The following is a 26,197-nucleotide window of genomic DNA, read 5'->3' as shown; positions in this document are numbered from 1 at the left end:
ATTATAAAAGACTTTCAAGTGTCTCCTTAACTGCCTTAATAAAACCTTGTGTATTAAGTGTTACAGGATTACCTAATGTAGTAATAAGTGCTAAATCCTTAGTCATCTTACCATCTTCTACTGTCTTGATGCAAGCCTTTTCAAGTGTATCTGCGAACTTTGAAAGTTCTGGAAGTGAGTCGAGTTCTCCTCTCTTTCTTAAAGCTCCTGTCCATGCAAATATAGTAGCAATAGGGTTAGTAGATGTTTCTTCTCCCTTAAGGTGCTTGTAATAATGTCTTTGAACTGTTCCATGAGCAGCCTCATATTCATAATATCCCTGTGGAGATACCAGAACTGATGTCATCATTGATAATGAACCAAATGCTGTTGCAACCATATCTGACATAACGTCACCATCATAGTTCTTGCATGCCCAGATATATCCACCTTCTGAACGGATAACTCTTGCAACTGCATCATCTATTAATGTATAGAAATACTCAATTCCTGCTTCCTTGAACTTATCAGCATAATCCTTATCATATATATCCTGGAATATATCCTTAAATGTATGATCGTACTTCTTAGAGATTGTATCCTTAGTTGCAAACCAGAGATCCTGCTTAGTTTCAAGTGCAAAATTAAAGCAGCTTCTTGCAAAATTCTCAATAGAATCGTTAAGGTTATGCATACCCTGAATAATTCCTGCCCCCTTAAAGTTATGAATAAGCTCTCTTGATTCGTTACCCTGCTCATCTGTATATACAAGCTCTGCCTTGCCAGCTGCTGGAATCTTCATCTCTGATGCCTTGTATACATCACCATAAGCGTGTCTTGCTATTGTGATAGGCTTTTTCCAAGTCTTAACATATGGCTCAACACCCTTAACAATAATAGGTGCTCTGAATACAGTACCATCTAATATTGCTCTGATTGTTCCATTAGGGCTTTTATACATTTCCTTAAGGTCATATTCCTTAACTCTTGCTGCATTAGGAGTGATTGTAGCACACTTGACAGCAACACCATATTTCTTAGTTGCTTCTGCTGAGTCAACAGTAACTTGATCATTAGTTTCATTACGATGGACGAGTCCAAGATCATAATACTCTGTATTAAGGTCTACATAAGGTAAAAGCAGTTCTTCCTTAATAAGCTTCCACAATACTCTTGTCATCTCATCTCCATCCATCTCAACGAGTGGTGTTGTCATCTTAATCTTTTCCATTACTAATCCTCCATATTGTGCATTTAATATTGGAACTATATCCAAGCTATTATTAAAATTTGCTTACAATTATAAAATATTTTTATTACTTTGTAAATGCCTGTTTTGCCATAACAATTATCTTGTATTAAATATCCCAGTTTGCTATAATTACATAATTGATTTACATAGGGTTTGCCATTTACGGTGGCTGTTATTCTAAATACTGCCGTATATGTTGTAATATTCGTGTAAACATTATTAATATGCAGGTTTTATTGTGCCTGTATTTTAAAGGATTATAGTAATAAATCACATTTAAGAAAGGACGGTTTTGTAATATGTGCGGATTTGCTGGATTTACAGGATACCTTGAAAATGGTAAGGATGTACTTACTGATATGATGAATAAAATCATCCACAGAGGACCTGACAGTGCCGGTCAGTATATAGACGACAAGGCTTATATGGGCTTTAGAAGACTTTCAATCATCGACCTTGATAACGGAAGCCAGCCTATGTTCAACGAAAATAAAAAGATTGTTATCACATTTAATGGTGAGATATATAATTATCAGGATTTAAGAAAAGACCTTATTGAAAAGGGGCATATATTTGCGAACAACTCTGATACAGAAGTTCTTATTCACGCTTATGAAGAATACGGTGAAGATATGTTAAATAAGCTTCGTGGTATGTTTGCATTTGTTATATGGGACAGTGAGAAGGAAACTCTCTTTGGTGCAAGGGATTTCTTTGGAATTAAGCCTTTCTACTACACTGTAGTTGACGGCAACATTATATATGGTTCTGAGATTAAGAGCATATTGGCACACCCTGCATATAAGAAGGAAGTTAATGATGTTGCTCTTGAAAATTACCTCACATTCCAGTATTCAGTGCTTCCTGAAACATTCTTTAAGGGTGTATACAAGCTTATGCCAGGTCACTGCTTTACTTTCCATAATGGAGAAATCAACATAAAAAGATACTGGGAGCCTACATTTGAAGCTGATGAGAGCAAGTCTTTAGATGAATTCGTCAAAGAGATTGACGATGCTATGCACGACTCAGTTGAACACCACAAGATTAGTGATGTTGAGGTTGGTTCATTCCTTTCAAGCGGTGTTGACTCAAGCTATGTTGCCGCTACATTTAATGGTGACAAGACATTTACAGTTGGATTTGACTACGAAAAATATAACGAGATAGATTACGCTAAAGCCTTATCTGAGAAAATCCAGATAGACAATTATTCTAAGCTTGTATCAAGTGAAGAATACTGGGCAGCTATCCCTAAAATCCAGTATCATATGGACGAGCCTTTAGCTGACCCTGCTGCTATTGCCCTTTACTTTGTAAGCCAGACTGCTTCTAAGTATGTTAAGGTTTCAATGTCAGGCGAGGGTGCTGATGAGTTCTTTGGCGGATATAACATTTACAAAGAACCTCTTGATACAGCAGGCTATAGAAAGCTTCCAAAGGGACTCCGCAAGTGTCTTGCCAATGCTGCACAGGCTGTTCCATTTAAGTTCAAGGGCAAGAATTTCCTTATAAGAGGAAGCAAGGATATTGAAGAACGCTTTATCGGTAACGCATTTATGTTCAACGAAAAAGAACGTGCCAAGATATTAAAGAACCCTACTGGAAAGTATAACCATAAAGAACTTACTAAGCCATTTTATGACAAAGTTAAAGATAAAGATGATGTAACTAAAATGCAGTATATAGATATTAACTTCTGGCTTATCGGTGATATTCTTCTTAAGGCTGATAAGATGAGTATGGCACACAGCCTTGAAGTAAGAGTTCCTTTCCTTGATAAGGAAGTATTCAATGTAGCAAGAACTCTCCCAACTAAGTACAAAGTTAATAAATCTAATACTAAATACGCTATGCGTAAAGCTGCTAACCAATATCTTCCTGATATGGTTGCTGAGAAGAAGAAGCTTGGTTTCCCAGTGCCAATCAGAATATGGTTAAAGGACGAGAAATATTACAATATGATTAAAAAAGCTTTCACAAGCGAAGCTGCTAACAAGTACTTCAACACAGATGAGCTTGTTAAGTATCTTGATGAACATAAAGAAGGCAAGGCAGATAATTCAAGAAAAATCTGGACAGTATATATGTTCCTTGTATGGTACAATGACTTCTTTGGTGACTCAGAATATGCGGCTTAACTACAAGACTGCGGTTATAGCTGTAATTTTTCTGAAATTCAGGATTTGAGAAAAATTTCAAGAATTAAATATAAAAAATTTCAAGAAATTCAGTATTTTAAAGAAAATCAAAAGAAAACATCTTAATTATAAATAAAAAACTGTCCTGTTTAATGATTGGATTAATATGAGCTAATTATATCTGCTCACTTTATCCAATTCATTAAACAGGACAGCTTTTTTATTACTCTACATTCTTTAATGCTTCATCCATAGGTATCTTCTTTATCTTATACATCATAAATACTGAAATCAGAGCATACACACCGATATTCAGCACGAACATAACTACGAACAGATATGGTGCATAGTAGCAGGAAATCCAGCCGGACATTTTCTCCATAAATACCCTGAACAGGCTATTCATAATTACAACTGATAATGCAATATTGATAACAACTGATATGACAACCACTATTGTTGTTGAGGTGACATACAGCCTGCTTATCTCACTGTTGGAATAACCTAATATCTTAACCATAGAGATTGATGTTGAATTCTTCTCAACAATAAGCTTAGTTAACAAGAACATTAATACTGCAAATAATACAACTGCAAAGACTTTAATAATTCCAAATACTTCTCCCATAGAACGGTCAAGCTGTCTTGAAACCTTAGTTAAATCATCAAGTGTAATCTCTGTTGCAATATATTTCTCATCAATATCAAGCTTCTCTGATGATAAGTAGCCTGAATAGTAATCATCCTCTTTGTCGAATAGATTTTTAAAATATCCTTCATCCATAAATACTGCAAATGCTGATGGATAATCATACATATCCTTAACTGTAAATGTATATTCCTTGTCCTCATATTTCTCTTTGAGCGTTATCTTATCACCCTTATTAATCTTGAACTTTTCAGCATAGCCGTGTGACACATACACTTCACCATCTTTAAGTTCACTACTGTTAATGTCAACATATTCGCTGTCATCAGCAATTCCGTATATCAATACATCTTCACTCTTTAAACGTCCCTCAAGTGTTGAAAGTGTCCTGACACAGTATTTCTCTGCGGCCTCATTATCCACCTCGACCGGAACTTTCAATACATACTGATGTTTAGCTATAAGTTTGTCCTGTATCTCATTCTGGTAATGGTCAAGAAGCGGGGTCATCATAATACCGAACAGAAGGAGTATATTGGCAAATAATATACCCACAAATAATGTAATGTAATTTGGCATATTCTGTATAATTATTCTTAAACGAAATCTGTTAAAGAACTTGAATCCTGGCAAATGCACAGCTTTCTTCTTCTGTCTTACAGCCAAGTCCTTTCTTAAGAACTTAAGTGGTGAAAGACGAAGCCTGTAACCTATGAGCAATACATTTATCACTACCATTATTATAAATGGAACAACTGTTGTTAATACAAATGCTTCACCATTCCAAAGTGTTGTATAAGTTGTAAGCGAATAACTCTGATAATATGTATCTACAAATATATCCTTAAACCATGTATATCCTAATATGTTACCGACAAGTGCACCTGCTAATGTAACAATAATCGGTAGAAGAATATAATGTAACAACAGCTCTCCCCTTGTATATCCCGAAGCTCTTAAAGTACCAATAACATTAGCTTCTTTGAATATTGTATTATTAGTTGTAACTGCAAATACAAATGCCATAATAGCTATAACAACATATAAAAGAACTATCATCATAGCCTTGTCGCTTCCCATATCATCACCGGTAAAATGTATCGCCTGATTAAGATATCCTGGAATATAATTAGTAAGTATAGCATTATTAGATATTACTTTCATAAAATCATCTGCCATCTCTTTTTCTTCTATATCGTCTGCAGGCTTATTATCATATTTCCACGAATATACATAATGAATATGTGTATCATCATACATATCAAAACAGCTCTCTGACACTACACCAACACCGAATTTTAAAGAGTCAAACATTGTATCTGAGTTGTTCGAGAAAAGACAGCTGTAATCAGATAATGCAACATAACCTGTTACTTTAAGTGCCCTTGTGCCAACATTAATTATGTCGCCGATTTTAATATTATTATTGACAGAATACATTCTATCCAATGCAATCTCGTTAATATCCTCTGCGAGTCTGCCTTCCATAACATCAACTTTATCAATATCATCTCTATTAATATAGAAACGTATTGTGCTCTGGTCGTCTTCTCTTAACTTCTCATTATTGTGTACTTTTAAAGTTTCTTCTTTATAGAAGTTCTCATATATAGTAACATTTTCTTCTTCCAGCCTGTCAATCAGCTTATCATCGGCCTTGGAATACAATTCAAAATTACCATCTTCTACATTATATTTATCAAAACTCTTATTATATGTATCAAGCACGCTTCCATCAGCTATAAGAAAACCACTTATAAGCCCTATAACAGCTGTCATAAATATAAATATGACTATATATTTTGCAATTTCACCAGTAAATTCTCTTGGCAATCGTTTAATTAAAGGATTTTTCATATCTAACTCCCATTATATAATATTTAATCTACCATTCAAGGTCAGCGGCAGATACCTTACTGTTATTAACTATATTATCTCTTATCTGTCCATCTCTTAACTTGATAACCCTGTCAGCCATATTCTGGATAGCATCATTATGTGTAACCATTATGACTGTGTTGCCGTATTTCTTGTTGACATCCTCAATAAGCTTTAAGATTTCCTTAGATGTGTGATAATCAAGTGCTCCTGTGGGCTCATCACATAATAATATGTCGGGATTTTTAACAATAGCCCTGCCTATTGCAGTTCTTTGCTGTTGTCCGCCAGATAACTGGTTAGGAAGCTTATGCCTGTGCTCATACAGCCCTAATGTATTAAGCAGTTCGTTAATATCAAGCGGTGAATCGCTAAGATAAGCACCAACCTCGATATTCTCCTTAACATTAAGGTTAGGTATAAGATTATACATCTGGAATACATAACCAAGGTGCTTTCTTCTGTATCTTGTAAGCTCTTTTTCTTTCATATCTTTAGTCTTTTCACTATCAATGCTTACATATCCCAAATCAGCATCATCTATTCCACCTATTATATTAAGAAGTGTTGATTTTCCCGAACCAGATGGTCCAAGCAGTACGCATATTTCCCCTTTTTCAACTTCAAAATTAATTCCCTTAAGAACTTCTACTTTATTAGAAGTACTGCCATATGATTTTTTTAAATCTTTTACAGTAAGAAACATATAATTTTCTCTCCTTCATATTTAATATAATTAGGTTAGTCTAACCTAACCTTTATTGGTATTATAATATCAATAACGCAAAAAAGGAACACGCCAAATGATAAAATATATCAATTAGTGTGTTCCTTTTTTATATTTTTAGTAATTTATAAGATTATTACTTATGCTCCTCAGCTAAAGTTATATTCTTCATACTATTCATACTGATGAAAAGTGTTGATGTATTATGTAAAAGTGCTGATGTTGTTGGCTGTATTACACCTAATACACCAAGTGCTATAAGTCCTGAGTTGAAAGATACTATAGTTCTGTAATTACGGTTAATCTTCTTAATAAGATTGTTGCTTAAATCCTTAAGATATACAATCTGCCCTAAATCATCAGCACTAACTGTAATATCTGCAATCTCTCTTGCTATCTGAGCACCATCACTTATTGCAATACCAACATCTGCCGCTGACAATGCCGGTGAATCGTTAATACCATCACCAATCATTATAACCTTACGTCCGGCAGCTTTTTCCTTCTCAACAAATGAAGCCTTATCTTCTGGGAGTACTTCTGAATAATATTCATCTACGCCAACCTTGCCTGCGATTGCCTTAGCTGTACGCTCACTATCTCCTGTCATCATTACAACCTTAGATATTCCAAGCTCTTTAAGTGAACTAATTACTTCCTTAGCCTCTGGTCTTACAGGGTCTTCTATACATATAACCGCCGCAAGCTTATCCTCAATTGCAAGATAAAGGTGTGAATATTCTTCTGGAAGATTATCAAACATTTCCTGTCTGCCTTCAGGCACAGTACAGCCTTCATCTTCAAATACAAAATGATAGCTTCCTATTATAGTCTTCTTATTATTTATAGTAGTTGATATACCATGTGCAACTATATACTCAACCTTTGTATGCATTTCTTCGTGGCGTAAGTTCTTCTTAGCTGCTGCATCAACAACTGCCTTGGCCATAGAATGTGGAAAATGTTCTTCCATACAGGCAGCCATTCTTAAAAGCTCATCTTCACTATCACCATTAAATGAATATACATATTTTACTGTTGGTGCAGCCTTAGTAAGTGTTCCTGTCTTATCAAATACGATAGTATCTGCAGCGGCTACTGCCTCTAAGAACTTACCACCCTTTACTGTAATATCATTCTGTCCAGCCTGTCTTATTGCTGACAATACTGTTATTGGCATAGCAAGCTTAAGTGCACAGGAGAAGTCAACCATAAGTATTGATAATGCCTTTGTTACATTTCTTGTAAGAAGATATGTGAGTGCTGTTCCACCTAATGTATATGGAACTAATGAATCCGCAAGATGTTCAGCCTGGCTTTCAAGACCAGACTTGAGCTTCTCTGACTCCTCAATCATCTTAACAATCTTGTCATACTTACTATTACCGCCACTCTGCTTAACCTTTATTGTGAGTCCGCCCTCCTCAATAACTGTTCCTGCAAATACAGCACTTCCTGTATTCTTGCTTACCGGCACTGCTTCACCAGTAAGTGAAGCCTGATTAACCATAGCTTCACCAGTAACTACAACTCCGTCAAATGGAATAACATTACTTACATGAACTATAATTTCATCACCGTTCTTTATCTCATTAACAGGGACTAATACTTCTGTATCGGCTGTCTTAAGCCATACCTTGCTTACATTAAGTGACATAGTCCTTGCAAGATCTCCTACCGACTTCTTATGTGTCCATTCTTCCATAATCTCACCGATTCCAAGAAGGAACATAACAGAACCTGCGGTATTGAAATCATTTCTTAATATAGAAACACCGATTGCTGTCGCATCTAGCACAGGTACTTCCATCTTTCCTTTAAGCAATGTCTTAACACCGCTGCCAATATATTTAACTGACTTTACAGTTGTTACAACATTTCTTACAGATATAGGGAGGAACAGCTTACTTGCTGCTCTTAAGAATACCTTATTAACCAGCTTGTCTTGATAATAAGAATTCATCTCTCTTCCTGAACTGTTAAGCACATCTTCAGGAACTACCACCTGTGAATATGTAAAATGCTTAAGTTCATTAATAATCTGTGCTTTATCGCCTTTAAATTCTATAACAGCATCACAAGTCTTTTCATATACTTTGACAGAAGTCACTGTTTCTATATTTTTAATATAATACTCTAATATATCTGCCTGTTTAAAACTCATATGCTTCATATCCATATGAACTCTTAAACGTCCTGTCATACTGTGTTTAATATAAAATTTCATATTCTGCCTCTTAGCACTTATTCCAGCATATTATTACTGCTCTGTGCTTTCTGTTTCTTCTGATACTTCGTTTAATTCTACTGTATCATCTACAACTTCTTCTGCTGCTTCTCTCTCATCGTTGATAGCCTTAGCCTCCGCATAGATATCACCAGCATTCTCCTGAATTGTTGTTGCTGTCTTCATTACACACTTCTTAGCACGAAGAACTGCTGCTGTACAGTTCGTGTATACCTTCTTAGCATCCTGGCTTGATAATATCTTAATTCCTGCTGTACCAAAAAGTACACCTGCTGCAAATATTCCTGTCTTAACTCCATCGATTTTCTTAAATACGTTTTTCATCTTATCCTCCATTCCCAATTAACATCTGCCTGACGTAATTGACTTTGATTTTTGTTTAGGTATTATCTTATACCATACTTTTTAGTTTTACCACATATTTTTTATTAATTGAGAAACTTTATCAAAAACAGGAGGGACATTATTATTATGGCCCTCCTGTTATACTCTTAACTGTCTTACTGTCTATGTAACCACAAGCTGTTAAACCCTTCTGCACTATCTGGTTCCATTTGCTGGCTGACAGATTGATTACTGAATTATCGTCAAACTCAACTGTGTATGTGTTGTTCATATTACATTCGCTTCCACACGATACACGGTACATATTTCTTCTGTTAATAGCACCAATCTCCTCAAGTGTATTAATCATACGGTATACTGTAGCTGTTCCAATATTAGGATCAAGCTTTGATGCCTTATAATATATTTCTTTGCAGCACGAACATTCTTCATTAAGAATAATGTCTAAAAGCATCATTCTCTGTTTCGTTATTCTGCATCCCCTGTTTCTTAATCTTTGCAGAATTATGTCCTTCTGCATTTCGCTTCTTTCATAGCCAACTACTTCAGAAGCATTTTTATCACATGAATAGTATTTCTGCATTAATGCCTCCTATCCTAGTGGCAGCCTCCACAATGACCACAATCTCCACCGCATGAATGTTTGCCATTCTTCTTGCCTTTAACCATTGTATACACAATAGCGGCTACAATTACCACCAATACCACCAATACGATTACTGTACCCATATTAATCCTCCATTCTTACACCAACTCTGACATCTGCCGCTATATCTGATGAATAAAATATATATCCAATCCGCCACTTAGTGACGGATTGAACACTTATATAATTATGATTAGGAAGTAATCTTAGTTAGCTGCTGCTTTCTTGTATTCTTCCGCTTCCTTTGTTGGTCTGAATAAAAGATAAAGGAAACCAGCTACTAATACAAATGCTACAACTGTCCAGATACTAAATACTCCATCAGCGATAAGGCTTCCGATATTGTAGATGCAAAGTGATACTACATATGCAAATCCACACTGGTAACCAATTGCTATCCAAGTCCATTTAGCACTGTTCATCTCTCTCTTAATAGCACCGATTGCTGCGAAACAAGGAGCACAGAGAAGGTTGAATGTAAGGAATGAGAAACCTGCTAACTTAGTAAATGCAAGTGCAAGTGCTGCATATGGAGATACATCTCCACCACCGTAAAGGATACCCATAGTACCAACGATATTTTCCTTAGCTACAAGTCCTGTGATTGAAGCAACGGCTGCCTGCCAGTTACCCCATCCAAGTGGAGTGAATATCCAGCCGATTGCATTACCAATCTTAGCTAAAATACTCATATCAATTTCATCTTCTGCTAACATTCTGAATCCGTCATCAGCAAATCCAAAGTATGTTGTGAACCATACAACGATTGTAGAAAGAAGGATAATTGTACCAGCCTTCTTGATGAATGACCAGCCTCGCTCCCACATACTTCTAAGTACGTTGCCAACTGTTGGAATATGATATGCAGGAAGTTCCATAACGAATGGTGCTGGATCTCCGCTGAATAACTTTGTCTTCTTTAAAATAATACCTGATACGATAATTGCTGCCATACCGATGAAGTAAGCTGATGTTGCAACCCAAGGTGAACCACCGAAGATAGCACCTGCAATCATAGCGATGAATGGGGTCTTAGCACCACAAGGTATAAATGTTGTTGTCATAATTGTCATACGACGGTCTCTTTCGTTCTCGATTGTACGGGAAGCCATAATACCTGGAACACCACAACCTGTACCAATAAGGATAGGTATGAATGACTTACCTGAAAGACCGAATCTTCTAAAGATTCTATCCATAATGAATGCGATACGTGCCATATATCCGCAAGCCTCTAAGATAGCAAGTAATAAGAATAATACTAACATCTGAGGAACGAAACCAAGTACAGCACCAACACCGGCTACAATACCATCAAGGATAAGACCATTTAACCAATCTGCACAACCGATTGCATCGAGTCCGTCACCAATAAGAACTGGGATACCAGGAACCCATATGCCATAATCTGCCGGATCTGGAGCTGTACCATCATATTCGATAGCGAGGTTAATAGCTTCTTTAATATCATCAGCATCTGCTGTGAAATCTTCTGTTGCAAGTGTTTCTTCATCTTCTACAGAGTAATCAACTGTATCTGATGACTTAACCATAGACTTAAGAGTTGTAAGAGCTTTAACAGCATCTTCTGAGTCATAGTCTTCTGCTTCTGTATCAATAGCATCTGCTATTGCTTCGCCCTTAGAACCAAGGCTTTCTACATATGCTGCAATGATTTCATCTGAGTCGCCATATTCGTCAGCTACTTCTTCATAAGCTGAAGTACCGATACCGAAAAGGTGGAAACCATCGCCAAATAAACCATCATTAGCCCAGTCTGTAGCCGCTGAACCAACTGTTACCATAGCAATGTAATATACCAGGAACATAACAACTGCGAATATAGGAAGTGCTAATATTCTGTTAGTTACGATTTTATCAATCTTATCAGATGTTGTAAGCTTATCCTTAGAATGAGCCTTCTTTACACACTCTCCAATAATTGATGAAATGTATGTATATCTTTCATTGGTGATAATACTTTCTGTATCATCATCAAAATCTTTCTCAAGTTTATCAATCTCTGCTGTAACATCAGGTACACTAGACATAAGCTGTCCGATTTTGTCATCTTTCTCTAATAACTTGATAGCGAAAAATCTCTTCTGTTCTTCTACTACATCAAGACCAATCTTATCTTCAACTGCTTCGATAACAGATTCAACTTCATCACTGAATTTATGTGCAAGCTTATTAACCTTCTTAGACTCAGCAAGCTTTACAGCCTTTTCTGCCGCTTCCTTAATACCAGTTCCCTTAAGAGCTGATATTTCAACTACTTCACAGCCAAGCTTCTCTGAAAGCTTTGCAATGTTAAGTTCAATACCATTCTTAGCTAAAAGGTCGATCATATTAACAGCCATAATTACCGGAATACCAAGTTCCATAATCTGTGTTGAAAGATATAAGTTTCTTTCAATGTTAGTACCATCAACAATATTGATGATAGCATCTGGTCTTTCATTAATAAGATAATTTCTTGCTACAACTTCCTCTAATGTATATGGAGAAAGTGAGTAAATACCTGGTAAATCCATAATGGCAACATCTTTATGTCCCTTTAATCTACCTTCCTTCTTCTCTACAGTAACACCTGGCCAGTTACCTACGAACTGGTTAGAACCTGTAAGAGCATTAAACAATGTTGTTTTACCGCAGTTAGGGTTACCTGCTAATGCAATCTTAATTGACATTCTTTTACCTCTTTTCTTAATGAGTTAATAATTAGTTGTAACTTTCTTCATTTAGATTATGCTTGCTATAATTAGTTAATGCTAACCTTTTGGTAAAAAAAATATTAATTTACCTCTATCATAGCTGCATCTGCCTTACGAAGTGATAACTCATATCCTCGTACTGTTACTTCTATTGGATCTCCCAATGGTGCAACTTTTCTGACATAGACTTCTACGCCTTTAGTGATTCCCATGTCCATAATTCTTCTCTTAACCGGACCTTCACCATTAAGCTTAGCAACTTTAACAGTCTGACCAACAGCAACTTCCTTTAAAGTCATCTTAATCTCTCCTTCTCATTAAAATATTGTGAATATCTATATAGAGGCTTGAAACTCAAGTCTTTATACCATAATCTTTGAAGCCATATCGCTTCCTATAGCTACTCGTGATTCTTTAATATTAACTATAACATTACCGCCAGTCTTAGAAATGACCGTCACTATAGCTCCAACTACAAAGCCTAGATTCTCAAGAAATCTTCTCGTCTCTTCTTTCCCACCAATCCTTGTGATTGTTGCTGTCTCTCCCTCACCTATCATTGATAATGGCATAACTTATCACTCCTATCTGTATCTATGTTGATAATGTTTTTCATTTGCTACTGTGTTAGTATATACTAACACTTATTAGATGTCAATTACCATTTTAAGAAAATTTTAATATTATTAATTCTCACATAATAACCGCATACATATACAGTAAAATTAATATGTATGCGGTCATTACTCACTTATTAATATTATATTGGGAAGTGTCCAGAATAAATATGTCACTTATTAATATATTCATTATATTACTTTATATTATGCACCTATCTGATTATACACATACATTAACTATGCATATTCTTAATTGTACATACACTCTGATTATGCAAGAGAAGCACCAAGATCCTTGCAATTACTTACAGCTTCATCATCAGGAGCTTCATTACAGATTACCGGGTCACAGCTAAGGTCAGCACCAGCATTCCTGCTTCTTTCTGCCCAGTCATCCATCCATTCTCCGCTTCCCCAGCCGTAAGAACCAAAGAGTGCTATCTTCTTTCCTGAAAGTGCCGCTTCACAGTCTGTAAACATCGGCTCAAATTCTGACTCTTCAAGATTTTCTGCTCCCATAGCAGGGCATCCGAAAGCTATTCCGTCGAATTCTGCAACCTTTGCTGATGAGAATTCTGAAGCAGTGAATAATGTTACTTCTGCTCCTTTTTCCTTTGCTCCCTCAGCAACAGCATTGGCCATAGCCTCTGTATTACCTGTTCCGCTCCAATATACAACTGCAACTTTACTCATTATCATTCCTCCATTATTGCTTTAATTTAATGCTTGTGCACATATATGTTGAGTGAATCATATATTCACGGTCAACTGATTTAATGTTCGTCCTCCTATAAAGACCTTCTGATATACCTCAGAACATTTCTTAAATCTTGCAAATGTTCTGACACTTTCCTGTTCATTGTAATATACCTTCCACACACCACAACATTTGCAGTTCTGTCCTTTATTAAAAATGAACTCCTTTACATCTTCTACAGGATATCCAAGAAATAAACCTATCTCGTGTGGAAAACAGGGCTGTGTCATAAGACGTTCCTTAAGTGTATTAATACATGCCTGTATACTTCGTTCTATGTATCCATAGCTGGATAATATATTCCATACATCATCATTATTGACTGCCTTAAATAACATACTTGGTCTGTATACATATATCAATGAACTCATATCTGTCTTTCTTAAGACTTCTATATATACGCCCTTCTCATTAAGGTTCATATTGGCAGTCTTAATCTCAGAATCGAATTCATCTTCTGATACAAATCTATAATTAAAAAGATTAGCCATCTTAATTCCAGCCAATGTAGGTGCACATTCTTTTACAATCTCATTCTCCAGCTTTCTAAGCATATAATCTCCATTCCTTATATTACGCATTACTCTGCCTGCTGTCTGTGTCAGTTACAATTAACAAGCCTTTCCGTCTGCTACATATTCCTGAAGAACTGCATTAAGTGATGAAGCACTGCTTGAATGTGAACGCACAATCCGAATGTCCTTGCTCTTTGCTTCTGTAACAGCACTATGTACCATTTTGTGTGATACTGTGTTAGTAAAAAGTATCATAAGGTCAGGGTTGCCAATCTTCTTGCCAAAGCCACTCTTCTCCTTAACAAATACCTTGGCTTTACAGCCATGCTGTTTACATATCTTCTCATATTGACATACCATACATTCATTACCGCCAATTATAACTACACTCATATTAGTCCTCCTTATCCTGCTAAATAGATATATAGTATACATCTCACTGTTAGTTTTATTCTAACTTATGTTAGTTATCACTAACCTATGGCTTTTAAATAAACGGGTCGAGGACCCGTTAAATAAATATAAAGGCATATGCGTTAGCTGCTACTAACTATCATTATAATAATCTAACTTAATTATTTTGTCAACAGCTTTTTATTACTTTTTATTATCCTGATTCTACATAAAAAACTCCTGATGTACACTATACAAACCTTTGTCAGTCAAGGCTTACCCGTATAATATACATCAGGATTTTATAATTTACAATATTCTGTTCTTACGCACAGATAGTTATTCTATTTACTTAAAGTACTTAACACCAGACTCGAATATCTTAATATCCTGTTCTCCATAGATATTAATAGCTACCGAATCACCACGTCTTTCAGAATGTGCCATCTTACCTAAGCATCTTCCGTCCGGGCTTGTGATACCCTCAATAGCCATATATGAGCCATTGACATTCCATTCTTCGTCCATAGATACATTACCTTCCGGGTCACAGTACTGTGTTGCTACCTGACCATTTTCAAAGAGCTTATCAAGCCATTCCTTAGGTGCAACAAATCTTCCTTCACCATGTGAAGCTGGATTGCAGTATACTCCGCCAAGCTTTGCTTCTGCAAGCCAAGGACTCTTATTAGTAACAACCTTTGTATATACCATCTTAGAGATGTGACGATTAATTGTGTTAAATGTAAGTGTAGGTGAATTAGAATCCTGTCCTGTTATCTTGCCATTAGGTACTAAACCAAGCTTGATAAGAGCCTGGAAACCATTACATATACCAAGTGCAAGACCATCTCTTTCATTAAGGAGCTTCTCAACTGCTTCCTTCATCTTAGCATTACGGAAGGCTGTTGCAAAGAACTTAGCAGAACCATCTGGTTCATCACCTGCTGAAAATCCACCTGGGAACATAATAATCTGTGACTGGTTAATTGCTTTTTCAAATTCATCAACAGATTCTCTTATGCTTGCAGCATCAAGGTTCTTGAATACTTTGACAATAGTATCTGCACCAGCTCTCTCAAACGCCCTGGCACTGTCATATTCACAGTTAGTACCTGGGAATACTGGTATAAATACCGTTGGCTTCGCAACCTTATTCTTGCATACATATACATTGCCCTTTGAATATACAGGTGACTCAACACTATCAGTTTCCTTAGAAACCTTTGTTGGGAATACACCCTCTAATGTATCTTTCCATACACTTAATGCTTCCTCAATATTGATTGAAACATCTTCATATGTAAACTTAGCTTCTTCTGTTACTGTACCAACCTTAGTATAAGCTGCCTTAATCTCTGAAAGCTTAGAGCTGTCTACTTCTGCTACTATACAGCCATATGCTGGTGCGAATAATTCTTCCTTTGATACAGATGGCTCAACAGCAACACCAAGCATATTACCAAATGCCATCTTGCTTATTGCTGGAACTAAGCCGTTAGCATCAAGAACATATGCAGACACAATTGCCTTGCTCTTAATAGCTTCGTGGATAGATGAATATAATTCCTTAATCTGTGAGAATACAGGAAGGTCATATTTATCTCTTTCAATGTCAAATCTTACAAGTATATTGCCAGCTTTCTTTAATTCAGGTGTGATAATATCCTGCTCTTTAGCTACATCAATAGCAAATGAGCATAATGTAGGTGGTACATCTATATGTTCAAATGTTCCTGACATAGAATCCTTACCACCGATTGATGGAAGCCCTAAGCCAATCTGTGCCTCATATGCACCAAGAAGTGCTGCAAATGGCTGGCTCCATCTTGAAGGATCTTCTGTCATTCTTCTGAAATATTCCTGATATGTAAATCTAATCTTGCTGTAATCGCCACCAGCCGCAACAATCTTAGCAACCGAATCTGTTACTGCATACATAGCTCCGTGATATGGACTCCACTTAGAAAGATATGGATCAAATCCATAAGCCATCATAGTTACTGTATCGCACTTGCCCTTAAGCACTGGAAGCTTGGCAACCATAGCCTGTGTCTCTGTAAGCTGGTACTTTCCACCAAATGGCATAAGTACTGAACCAGCACCGATTGAACCATCAAATCTTTCAACAAGTCCCTTCTGTGAACACTCGTTAAGGTCTGCAAGTGTCTTAAGCCATCTGCCCTTAACATCATCTACTGGCTTAGCTTCAAGGTAATTAGCCTTGTCATCTGGGATATCTACAAGTACTGATGTCTCCTGATGTGCACCGTTAGTATCAAGGAAAGCTCTTGAAATATTAACGATATCCTTGCCTCTCCAGTTAAGTACAAGTCTTGGTTCTTCTGTTACAACAGCAACTTCAACCGCTTCAAGGTTCTCCTCTGTGGCATACTCTAAAAATGCTTTAACATCTGCTGGGTCAACAACAACTGCCATTCTTTCCTGTGACTCTGATATAGCAAGTTCTGTTCCGTCAAGACCTTCATACTTCTTAGGGACTTTATCTAAATCTACTGTAAGACCTGCTGCAAGTTCACCGATTGCAACTGATACACCGCCTGCACCAAAGTCATTACATTTCTTAATAAGCTTAGTTACTTCCGGACGTCTGAAAAGTCTCTGCATCTTACGCTCTGTAGGTGCATTACCTTTCTGAACCTCTGCTCCACAAGTCTCTATAGACTCCTCTGTGTGAACCTTAGATGAACCTGTAGCACCACCACAGCCATCACGTCCTGTACGTCCACCAAGTAGGATAATAATATCTCCTGGATCAGAATTCTCTCTCTTAACTGCGCTTCTTGGAGCTGCCGCTATAACCGCACCAATCTCCATACGCTTAGCAACATAATCTGGGTGGTATATTTCTTTAACATAACCTGTAGCAAGACCAATCTGGTTACCATATGAGCTATAGCCGTGAGCTGCTTCTGTAACAATCTTTCTCTGTGGAAGCTTGCCGTGAAGTGTATCTGCTACCGGAACTGTAGGGTCTGCCGCACCTGTGATACGCATAGCCTGATATACATATGTACGTCCTGAAAGTGGATCTCTTATAGCTCCACCAAGGCAGGTAGCAGCACCACCAAATGGCTCTATCTCTGTTGGGTGGTTATGAGTTTCGTTCTTGAAGTTTACAAGCCACTCCTCTGTCTTTCCGTCAATCTCAACAGGAACAACTATAGAGCAGGCATTAATCTCATCAGACTCTTCCTGATCTTCAAGCTTGCCTTCTGCCTTTAACTTCTTCATACCCATAAGGGCTAAATCCATAAGACATACGAACTTATCTTTTCTGTCTTTATATATAACAGCTCTGTCAGCAAGATACTTATTGTAAGTTTCTTCCATAGGAGCTCTGTAATATCCGTCCTTAAATTCTACATTCTTTAATTCTGTAGCAAATGTTGTGTGGCGGCAGTGGTCAGACCAGTATGTATCAAGAACTCTGATTTCTGTCATAGATGGATCTCTGTTCTCTTCATTCTTGAAGTAATCCTGAATGAACTTGAAATCCTTAAATGTCATAGCAAGACCAAGTGAATCATATAATTCCTTAAGCTTGTCCCCGCTCATATCCTTGAAGCCATCAAATACAACAACATCTGCTGGTGTATCAAACTTAGTAACAAGTGTATCTGGAAGCTTCTCATCAGCTACTCTTGAATCTACCGGATTGATACAATGGTTTTTAATCTTAGCCTTATCATCATCTGTAAGCTTGCCTGATACAATATAAGTAGTTGCAGTCTTAATTACAGGAGTTTCATTCTCATTAAGGAACTTAACACACTGCTCTGCCGAATCAGCTCTCTGGTCGAACTGTCCCGGAAGATATTCTACAGAAAATACAAAATCATCATCTGAAGCCTTAAATTCATTCTCATACACATCATCAACAGGTGGTTCTGCAAATACTGTTGTAAGTGCTTTCTTATATGTCTCATCAGAAAGATTCTCAATATCATATCTGATAAGCACCCTTACATCTGTAATTGTCTTAATACCGAGATAACCTGTGATTTCATCGTGTAACTCCTTTGCATTAACAGCAAAAGGTTTCTTTTTCTCAACAAAAACTCTTTTAACGCCACTCATTTTAATTATTTCCTTTCTTAATCAGCTGTACTCCTGTCACTACTATTTCAACAAGAATGTAAAATATTTTATCATATCATTACTAAAGAAACAAGACACAAGAACAATGTTGTGTATATTTCTATATTGTATACACTATTCATGCATACGTCTTATAATCTTGTATACAACTTCATTACCCATAACAAGAGGGGCTGTATGTGCAAAGAATACTATGCCGTCTGTCGGTGATAATATCTCACTCTTGACATATCCCTCACACGGATCAATAACCTGACCTATTACCTCATTATGGACAACCGGATCCCCCGGTTCTTTAAGCCTTTTGTAAAAACCTGCATCATATGTCTTAACGGCTGATAAATCATACTCGTTAATGACACTTGCTATGTAACCGCTGTGATTATTATATTTTAATATTCCCATTCTCGTAAGAAATCTTAACACTGACGATACTGCCTGTCTTGCAGACTTTTCATCAACCATATCTGTGCTGTTCGTATATATCGAAAAAGCATTTGTTCCATTCATCTGCCAGCTATAATTAAGCGTTGCCGTATCCATAGGCTTTGGCTTTCTTATAACAACATACTGCAGTCCAAAAAGATTGGCAAGGCTCGCACTCTGATAACCCGTTTCCATCATACGTACATGAGGTATGAAATCTCCAGGCATATAAAAGCTTGCAAACTGTATTCCATAGCTGTAGCCCTTACTGCTTTCAAATATTGCAGCAGCTATCTGCTTGGTAGTATCTCCCGCTTCATCACCAGGGAACATTCTGTTAATATCTGTATTATCTACAGGCCAGAACCTTTTTTCAACATTCATAGAAAATCTGTTAGCTGACGGAATTACTAAAATCTCGTGGTTATGCGATATTGCACCTCTCATTTCAAGGTCTTTTAACACCTTTATAAGCTGTGAGCATATATATAACTGCTGTATCTCATTACCCCTCATAGCCCCGACTATGCAGGCTGATTTCTCGCCATGTCCAAATCTGTAGCCTTCTATCTCAAAATTCTCTCTGTATATTCCCTTAAGACTATATAAAACTTCTTTTTTCATTACACTCTTCCTCCGTGTACTCTCGCAAGAAGTGCCCCCTTGTATACAACTGGATTTTCCCTCAATGTGAATACAATACCATCTACCGGAGATTCAATATGCTGGATTATCCTTCCCTCTATTGGCTCTATTATGTCGCCTATGGCATCTCCCATATGGATATTGCCACATGAATTAATAGATGGAACAAATATTCCGCTTTCCTTCGCTGTCAGGAAATTAACTTCCCCCTCTGTTGAGATAATAGGCTCTCTGACAGCTATTTTATTATCAGCCTCTGGTATTTCCCATATTCCAAGATTACTCATAAGGTTAAATATTCCATCAATAAGCTGCTGGCTGTATTCCCTGTTAATTCTGTTACCAACGCCCATCTCTGCTACAAGCGTAGGTACACCAAGATGATTAAGGCTGTATGCCAGTGTCGCATCAAGCACTGTTATTGATGAAAATATCCATACAAAATCCGCATTTAACATCTTTGCAAATGGAAGCAGTCTTTCCGCATTTTCTTCATTTAGTCTTACCTGCGGCATCTCTCTTACAAATATATTGCTTGAATGAATATCAAGACAGAAATCACTTCCAATTATATCGTTGACAATTCCTGCCGCAACACTCTCTGCCACAGCTCCATTATTATCACCTGGAAATACTCTGTTCATATCAAGCTCAAACATAGGAATTCCCCTTGAACCTGTATCTATTCCAAGGGGATTTACATCTGGATATATATCTATAATTCCTTTTAATCTTTCCAGATTATTATTAACACGTCTTATGACTTCGTAGCACACATACTGCCCATCAAGCTCATCACCATGTATTCCTGTAACAATAGATATTCTTGGAACAGGCTCGCCAGCATAATCTTTCGGTGTGAGCCTGTTCTTCTTAATAACCATTCTCTCATGCACGGGAAGCTCTATTGAAACAACCTCTTCTATCATAAACTAACCTCTGTAAATATATTCTCACTACATAGAATCATAATTTCTTATCAATACACCCTGTGAAGTCTTCTTTAAAGCAATATGCGTAAATACGGTACTAGGAACATACGTCTTATCGCCCATAAATACACGGCTTCCTGGATATATATTCTTATCAATCCTTACAACTGCCCTGTCTGACTCCCTTACAAGTGTATAAAGATTACGGCTTTTTTCTTCATACTTGGCTTTCTCTGCTGTCTTAACAATCTTTGACTGCAACAGCTTTCTGTTAAGTGTTTCATCAAACTTATCAGAACCTGCCTTCTTTAATATATCAAGCTTCTGTAAAGCCTGATTAAATCTGTCTATCTGCGTATCTATATCCTTAAGCACCATAAGCACCTTGGCATATTCACTGCTTATCTCCTTAGTTACACCAACTCTTAATACAGTCTTAGAATAAGCCTCACTTCCACAGCCTCTAATAGATATACCTCTTACGCCTGTGACATCTCCGCCTATTACAGAACCCCTCTTGCCCTCAAGATATATTCCACCATATGCCAAAGCTGTTGTATTAAGCATATAATCACACTTTATATCACTATGGCTTATAATATGTGCATTCTCGAAAAACCTTGCTGATATATTGCCCATAGCTTCAATTCTTCCGTTCTCACCTGCATTAACACCATCCTGGATAATAATATCCTGCCCTGACCATATATCTGCATCTTCAACATATCCGCCTATGTATATATTACCCATAGCGTGTATCTTGACACTGCCTCTGACACTTCCGTTAATCTCTACGTCACCATTAAAATCTATGCTTCCTGTTCCAACATCAACATCACCGCTGACATTATATACATTACTTACATTAAGGTCGTAGTTACGATATTCTACTTTGCCGCTTAACTGGGCATAATAAGACTTGCCGTCCTCTGACACTGTAAAGCCCTTGCCTCTTAACTTAGGTCCTGGTCTTCCTGGCTTTGGAACTAAAAGCTTTCCAAATACGTCATATCCAAATTCACCCTTTGTAGGTTCTATATACTCTGCAAGCTTATCATCTTTATTAACCTTCTCAAAAAGCTTTACATTAAAATAATCAACAGAACCATCTTCTCTTAATGTAGGCTTATTATCTCTTTCATACTCTGAATCAAAGAAGAAGTTGTAATAACCATCAGTACCGTTAACTGCACTTTTGCCTTCTGCTACCACGATTTCAATATCGTACAGCTTATTAAGAATAACTTCGCGTATTCTCGCTTCATTAATTCCTGTACGCACACCTGCCTGTGAAAGCTTGTCTGCAATCTCCTCGTATGTATAAGCTTCATCACTGCCTATGCCATTAAGGACTATACTTGCTTTCATATGATCATTATCAACATTGACAACTACTTCTTTGGTATTTAACTGTATCTGTTCTCTAAGTACATCATTCAATTCTGACTCCTCCAATCAACCATAGCACATTGTCTTATGTCATCTTTATAATCGAATTCCCCTTATATGTATGTCCTTAATTACTGGTCTTTATATACTAATAATTCCGAAGGATCAAGACCCCTCTCAAGCATTATTCTTATCTGCTCCATCTGTCTGCAAGTATATCTTGCATCGGCGTATACGCTTACATCTACACCACTCTGAAGTCCAAGCAATATCTCCTGACTTTGAAGTTCATTAAGCTGTGGTTCTTCCTGAACCTTGCCATCATTCTCAATCTGTTCTCTCATCTCTTTCATCTGGACAGCATTGATAAATGGATCTGCATATGGACTTACATCTATCCCTTCTTCTTCTCCTAACCTTATCTGTTCCATCTGTCCTGAGGAGAAACCTATCATATTATACTTGGTAATATCTATTCCAGCCTCAAGTCCTAACCTTAACTGTTTCATCTGGTCTGCTGTATATTCATGAAGCATATACTTCGATACATCTACACATTTTAACAAGCCTATTCTAATCTCGTTAAGCTGGTGTGCATCGAAATTCTCATCAACGAAAAATGTTAAATCAACATCATCTCTCTTAGCCAGTCTTATCTGTCTTAACACCTCACCAGAATATCCAAGCTTTGCATATCTTGTAAGATCAAATCTGTACTTTAATGCAAGACGAATCTCTCTCATAACAGAATAATCGTACTTCGGATTGCATATAAGCGATAAATCAATACCCTCTTTTATACCTTCTTTAATCTGCTCCATCTGCATATAATTATACTCCGGATCTGCCATAGCACTTACATCAATTCCTTCCTCAAGTGCCATTCTTATAACCTTCATCTGCCTTGAATTATATTCGGGACTGGCATATATAGAAATATCAACGCCATTATCATTACCTTTAGTAATCTCAAGCACCTGAAGTTCGTTAAATCCAGCTTTCTTCCATTCATCTATTCCCGCATGGGAATCCGCTAAATTCCTGATTTCATTCTTTCCCATAGTTCTCTCCAATATAAATAATCATATAATTAATTGTCACAGTCCGTATTTATACTAGAATAATAGCATATGTCTGACAATTTCTCAACATATTACTTGCCAAATCTCACCACAATTGACAAATTCCCTCATAATTCCCCATATGCCTTATAATCTCCAGAAATCCTCAATACATTTTCCTGTATTATTAATATCTACAGGATACACTTTATCCCATTCCCTTGGATACTGCATCTGGTATTCCTGTGTCATAAAACGGTCATCTAACAGAAGTATTATACCCTTGTCATCTGCAGTTCTTATAACTCTTCCAGCCGCCTGCAGCACCTTGTTCATTCCCGGAAATACATACGCATACTGATAGCCATTCTTACCTATACTGTCAAAATAATTTCTTAATATATTACGCTGTCTGCATATCATAGGTATGCCTGTTCCTACAATACACGCCCCTATAAGTGACTTATCCCTTAGGTCAATTCCCTCAGAAAATATACCGCCAAGCACACAAAAGCCCGTGACATTTCCACTTGTATTATCCATAAATACTGACAAGAAATTCTCTTTATCGGCTTCCGTCATATTATTATCCTGTATCAATACATTTTCTCCCTCAGAGAGATGATAAATGTAGCTTCCATCCTCAACATCGTGCAGATCTATAACATTGCAGGCATATTTTTGTATATATATATCATACACCTCTCTCATATAGCTGTAAGAAGGAAAGAATATCATATATTTGCCTTGCTTCGACTGCGTAAGTGTGTGGATATAACCTGCAATCTTGGTGTACTCATTATAATTACGCCTCGTATACCTGCTTGTAACATCACGTCCAATAAGCACTCTCTTATTATCAGTATCAAACGGCGAATGTGCATACACAGCATAGTCATCTGCATTTCCTGAAAGCATTTCCTTAAAATAATTCACTGGAAGAAGTGTCGCCGAGAACATTATTGTCGATATTCCCTGACTTAATCTCTGCGATAACTGTCCTGACGGGTCAACACAGTACAGATGAAGTGCAAAGTCACCGTCATCGATATGCTCAGCATATATAACATACTTCTCATCTATGCAGTCATACATATTAATAAAATGTCTTATCTTAAAGAAGAATTCTATTATCTCATCGCACACCGGCTTTCCTTTATTCTTATCCAAGAACTTCTGCATATACGAATAACACGATTGCAGATTAGCTAAAAATGTGCCACAGTAATCATCTATTATTATATATTCTTTATCACAGGCTCTCTTTAATTCAAGAAGATATTTGTTGCATTTTTCAAGGTATGAAGCCAGCCTTTTGTCCATATCCTTAACTACTCTTTTGCAGGCAAGAAAATCTTCCTTGACAAGCGTTGCACTATACATCTCCCTTGCCCTGTCAACAAGATTATGTGCCTCATCTACAAGAAATACATAATTGCCTTTGCCGCCATCACCAAAATATCTTTTTAATGAAGAATCTGGATCAAAAGCATAATTGTAATCGCATATTATTCCATCACACCAGTATGAAACATCAAGCGACATTTCATACGGACACACCTTATGCTTCACTGAATACTGCAATATCGTATCCCTGTTAATTACCGCTTCATTAGTGATTATATCGTAAACAGCTTCATTTACCCTGTCAAAATGCCCCCTTGCATACTCGCACACCTCTGGATTACAGTTGTGCTCATCAAGATGACATATTTTATCCTTCGCCGTCAGTGTCACTGTGCGAAAATGCAGTCCTGCATCTCTTAGTATCGCATATGTTTCCTCGGCTACCGTTCTCGTTATTGTCTTGGAGGTAAGATAGAATATCTTGTCAGTTAAGCCATTACTGCACGACTGCACGGCTGGATATACTGTTGATATAGTCTTTCCTACTCCTGTCGGTGCCTGTATATATAACACCTTCTGTTCTTTTACCGTGTGGTATACACTCGCAACCAGCTTCTTCTGCCCCTCACGGTACTCAAATGGAAAATGCAGTTTCTGAATTGAAGCATTCCTTTCTGCCCTTTCATCAAATACATAATCCATCCACTTTTTAAAGCCAGCTACAAGTTCTCTGTACCATTTTATAATTGACTCACTGTCATATTGCTCTTTAAATCTTACTATTTTCTCAGTTTCTGTATTACAGTAAGTAAGCTGTACATTAATGCTCTCCAGATTATACCTTGTTAAATATATATAAGCGTACACCATAGCCTGTGCCTTATGCACATACACCGGCTCTTTAAGCTTTCCTACATCTGACTGCATAGTCTTAATCTCATCAATTGTAACCTCACCTATCGGCAGCTTATTGCCATCCTCATCTTCCTCAATGTCAGCTATTATTCCGTCTGCCCTGCCCTCTATTCTAAGCTCGTATTCAATTCCACCCTCTGATGTCAGCTCCTCTTTATTCCTAAGAAGCACCTCTGCCCTGTAATTAGAACCCATAGAGTGCTGGATTTTCCTGTGAAGCCTCGCACCCTCCTGCATAACCTTAACATCAGCAACACCTGTATCCCTGTTATCAATATCCCCACCAAGGCACATAAATTCAACCAGATTTCTTACTGATATATTAAATGTATTATCTTTAATTACATACATATCTGTGCCTCCTTATATATCATATTTCTGCGTATTTTTTTGTGCTAATTATATCATAATTTTCTTTTTATCTACCCTATACTCACGAACCCGTGCTTATCGCACTCTTTCGTCCTGCTTCGCACGACTGTTCGTTCGTTAA

20 protein-coding genes are annotated in these 26,197 nt (G+C 37.1%); 1 reads left to right on the top strand and 19 read right to left on the bottom strand.

All coding sequences use genetic code 11. The features are described 5' to 3' along the window. Position 1 precedes the first annotated feature (1 nt). Positions 2–1,210, bottom strand: coding sequence for an NADP-dependent isocitrate dehydrogenase (locus BM157_RS04415; RefSeq protein ID WP_022502298.1), 1,209 nt, complete (start codon positions 1,208–1,210; stop codon positions 2–4). Between the two features lie 320 nt (positions 1,211–1,530). On the opposite strand from BM157_RS04415, the gene asnB reads away from it, so the two are divergent. Next, a complete protein-coding gene (asnB, locus tag BM157_RS04410) occupies positions 1,531–3,372 on the top strand; it encodes an asparagine synthase (glutamine-hydrolyzing) (protein ID WP_055306732.1) in 1,842 nt (613 codons plus the stop codon). Positions 3,373–3,595: 223 nt separating this feature from the next. On the opposite strand, the gene BM157_RS04405 is transcribed toward asnB, so the two are convergent. The 18 genes from BM157_RS04405 to BM157_RS04320 all read right to left on the bottom strand — a co-directional run bounded on the left by BM157_RS04405 (position 3,596) and on the right by BM157_RS04320 (position 26,055). After that, entirely contained in the window at positions 3,596–5,878 is a 2,283-nt protein-coding gene (locus BM157_RS04405; protein ID WP_090140061.1) for an ABC transporter permease, read from the bottom strand. Between the two features lie 28 nt (positions 5,879–5,906). Then, positions 5,907–6,605: an ABC transporter ATP-binding protein gene (locus BM157_RS04400; protein WP_055176214.1), complete on the bottom strand. Its 699-nt coding sequence runs from the start codon at positions 6,603–6,605 to the stop codon at positions 5,907–5,909. A 157-nt stretch (positions 6,606–6,762) separates the two neighbouring features. Then, the gene (locus BM157_RS04395; RefSeq protein ID WP_090140059.1) at positions 6,763–8,853 is read right to left on the bottom strand and encodes a heavy metal translocating P-type ATPase; all 2,091 of its coding nucleotides are present in this window, start codon (positions 8,851–8,853) and stop codon (positions 6,763–6,765) included. A gap of 33 nt (positions 8,854–8,886) precedes the next feature. Next, positions 8,887–9,198: a DUF6110 family protein gene (locus tag BM157_RS04390; RefSeq protein ID WP_055176219.1), complete on the bottom strand. Its 312-nt coding sequence runs from the start codon at positions 9,196–9,198 to the stop codon at positions 8,887–8,889. Positions 9,199–9,343: 145 nt separating this feature from the next. After that, positions 9,344–9,802 (bottom strand): Fur family transcriptional regulator, encoded by a 459-nt coding sequence (locus BM157_RS04385; RefSeq protein WP_022502304.1) that lies wholly within the window; start codon positions 9,800–9,802, stop codon positions 9,344–9,346. Between the two features lie 14 nt (positions 9,803–9,816). Beyond that, positions 9,817–9,948, bottom strand: coding sequence for a FeoB-associated Cys-rich membrane protein (locus BM157_RS04380; RefSeq protein WP_022502305.1), 132 nt, complete (start codon positions 9,946–9,948; stop codon positions 9,817–9,819). Positions 9,949–10,071: 123 nt separating this feature from the next. Then, on the bottom strand, positions 10,072–12,558 hold the full coding sequence (gene feoB / locus BM157_RS04375) for a ferrous iron transporter B (protein WP_090140057.1): 2,487 nt from the start codon (positions 12,556–12,558) through the stop codon (positions 10,072–10,074). A 104-nt stretch (positions 12,559–12,662) separates the two neighbouring features. Beyond that, the gene (locus BM157_RS04370) at positions 12,663–12,881 is read right to left on the bottom strand and encodes a FeoA family protein (RefSeq protein ID WP_022502307.1); all 219 of its coding nucleotides are present in this window, start codon (positions 12,879–12,881) and stop codon (positions 12,663–12,665) included. A gap of 63 nt (positions 12,882–12,944) precedes the next feature. Further along, on the bottom strand, positions 12,945–13,154 hold the full coding sequence (locus tag BM157_RS04365) for a FeoA family protein (protein WP_022502308.1): 210 nt from the start codon (positions 13,152–13,154) through the stop codon (positions 12,945–12,947). A 318-nt stretch (positions 13,155–13,472) separates the two neighbouring features. Then, positions 13,473–13,895 carry a flavodoxin gene (locus BM157_RS04360; RefSeq protein ID WP_055176228.1) on the bottom strand — a complete coding sequence of 141 codons (423 nt, stop codon included), beginning with the start codon at positions 13,893–13,895 and terminating at the stop codon, positions 13,473–13,475. A 57-nt stretch (positions 13,896–13,952) separates the two neighbouring features. After that, positions 13,953–14,540, bottom strand: coding sequence for a DUF3793 family protein (locus BM157_RS04355; protein WP_242858643.1), 588 nt, complete (start codon positions 14,538–14,540; stop codon positions 13,953–13,955). Positions 14,541–14,570: 30 nt separating this feature from the next. Further along, positions 14,571–14,867 carry a DUF2325 domain-containing protein gene (locus BM157_RS04350; protein WP_022502311.1) on the bottom strand — a complete coding sequence of 99 codons (297 nt, stop codon included), beginning with the start codon at positions 14,865–14,867 and terminating at the stop codon, positions 14,571–14,573. A gap of 348 nt (positions 14,868–15,215) precedes the next feature. Next, positions 15,216–18,968, bottom strand: a complete 3,753-nt coding sequence (locus BM157_RS04345; RefSeq protein ID WP_090140055.1) for a phosphoribosylformylglycinamidine synthase — start codon at positions 18,966–18,968, stop codon at positions 15,216–15,218. Positions 18,969–19,103: 135 nt separating this feature from the next. Then, on the bottom strand, positions 19,104–20,039 hold the full coding sequence (locus BM157_RS04340) for a M14 family metallopeptidase (RefSeq protein ID WP_055176237.1): 936 nt from the start codon (positions 20,037–20,039) through the stop codon (positions 19,104–19,106). Beyond that, on the bottom strand, positions 20,039–20,989 hold the full coding sequence (locus BM157_RS04335; protein ID WP_055306738.1) for a M14 family metallopeptidase: 951 nt from the start codon (positions 20,987–20,989) through the stop codon (positions 20,039–20,041). The genes BM157_RS04340 and BM157_RS04335 overlap by 1 nt, the downstream gene beginning before the upstream one ends. Before the next feature lie 27 nt (positions 20,990–21,016). Beyond that, positions 21,017–22,432 carry a DUF342 domain-containing protein gene (locus BM157_RS04330; RefSeq protein WP_090140053.1) on the bottom strand — a complete coding sequence of 472 codons (1,416 nt, stop codon included), beginning with the start codon at positions 22,430–22,432 and terminating at the stop codon, positions 21,017–21,019. Between the two features lie 80 nt (positions 22,433–22,512). Beyond that, a complete protein-coding gene (locus BM157_RS04325; protein WP_090140051.1) occupies positions 22,513–23,442 on the bottom strand; it encodes a hypothetical protein in 930 nt (309 codons plus the stop codon). Positions 23,443–23,589: 147 nt separating this feature from the next. Beyond that, the gene (locus tag BM157_RS04320) at positions 23,590–26,055 is read right to left on the bottom strand and encodes an ATP-dependent DNA helicase (RefSeq protein WP_055306740.1); all 2,466 of its coding nucleotides are present in this window, start codon (positions 26,053–26,055) and stop codon (positions 23,590–23,592) included. Positions 26,056–26,197 lie beyond the last annotated feature (142 nt).

It is taken from the genome of [Lactobacillus] rogosae (genome assembly GCA_900112995.1).
Classification (GTDB): Bacteria; Bacillota; Clostridia; order Lachnospirales; family Lachnospiraceae; genus Lachnospira; species Lachnospira rogosae.
The sequence above is the reverse complement of the archived record's forward strand: the minus strand, read 5'-3'. Positions and strand labels throughout refer to the sequence as shown.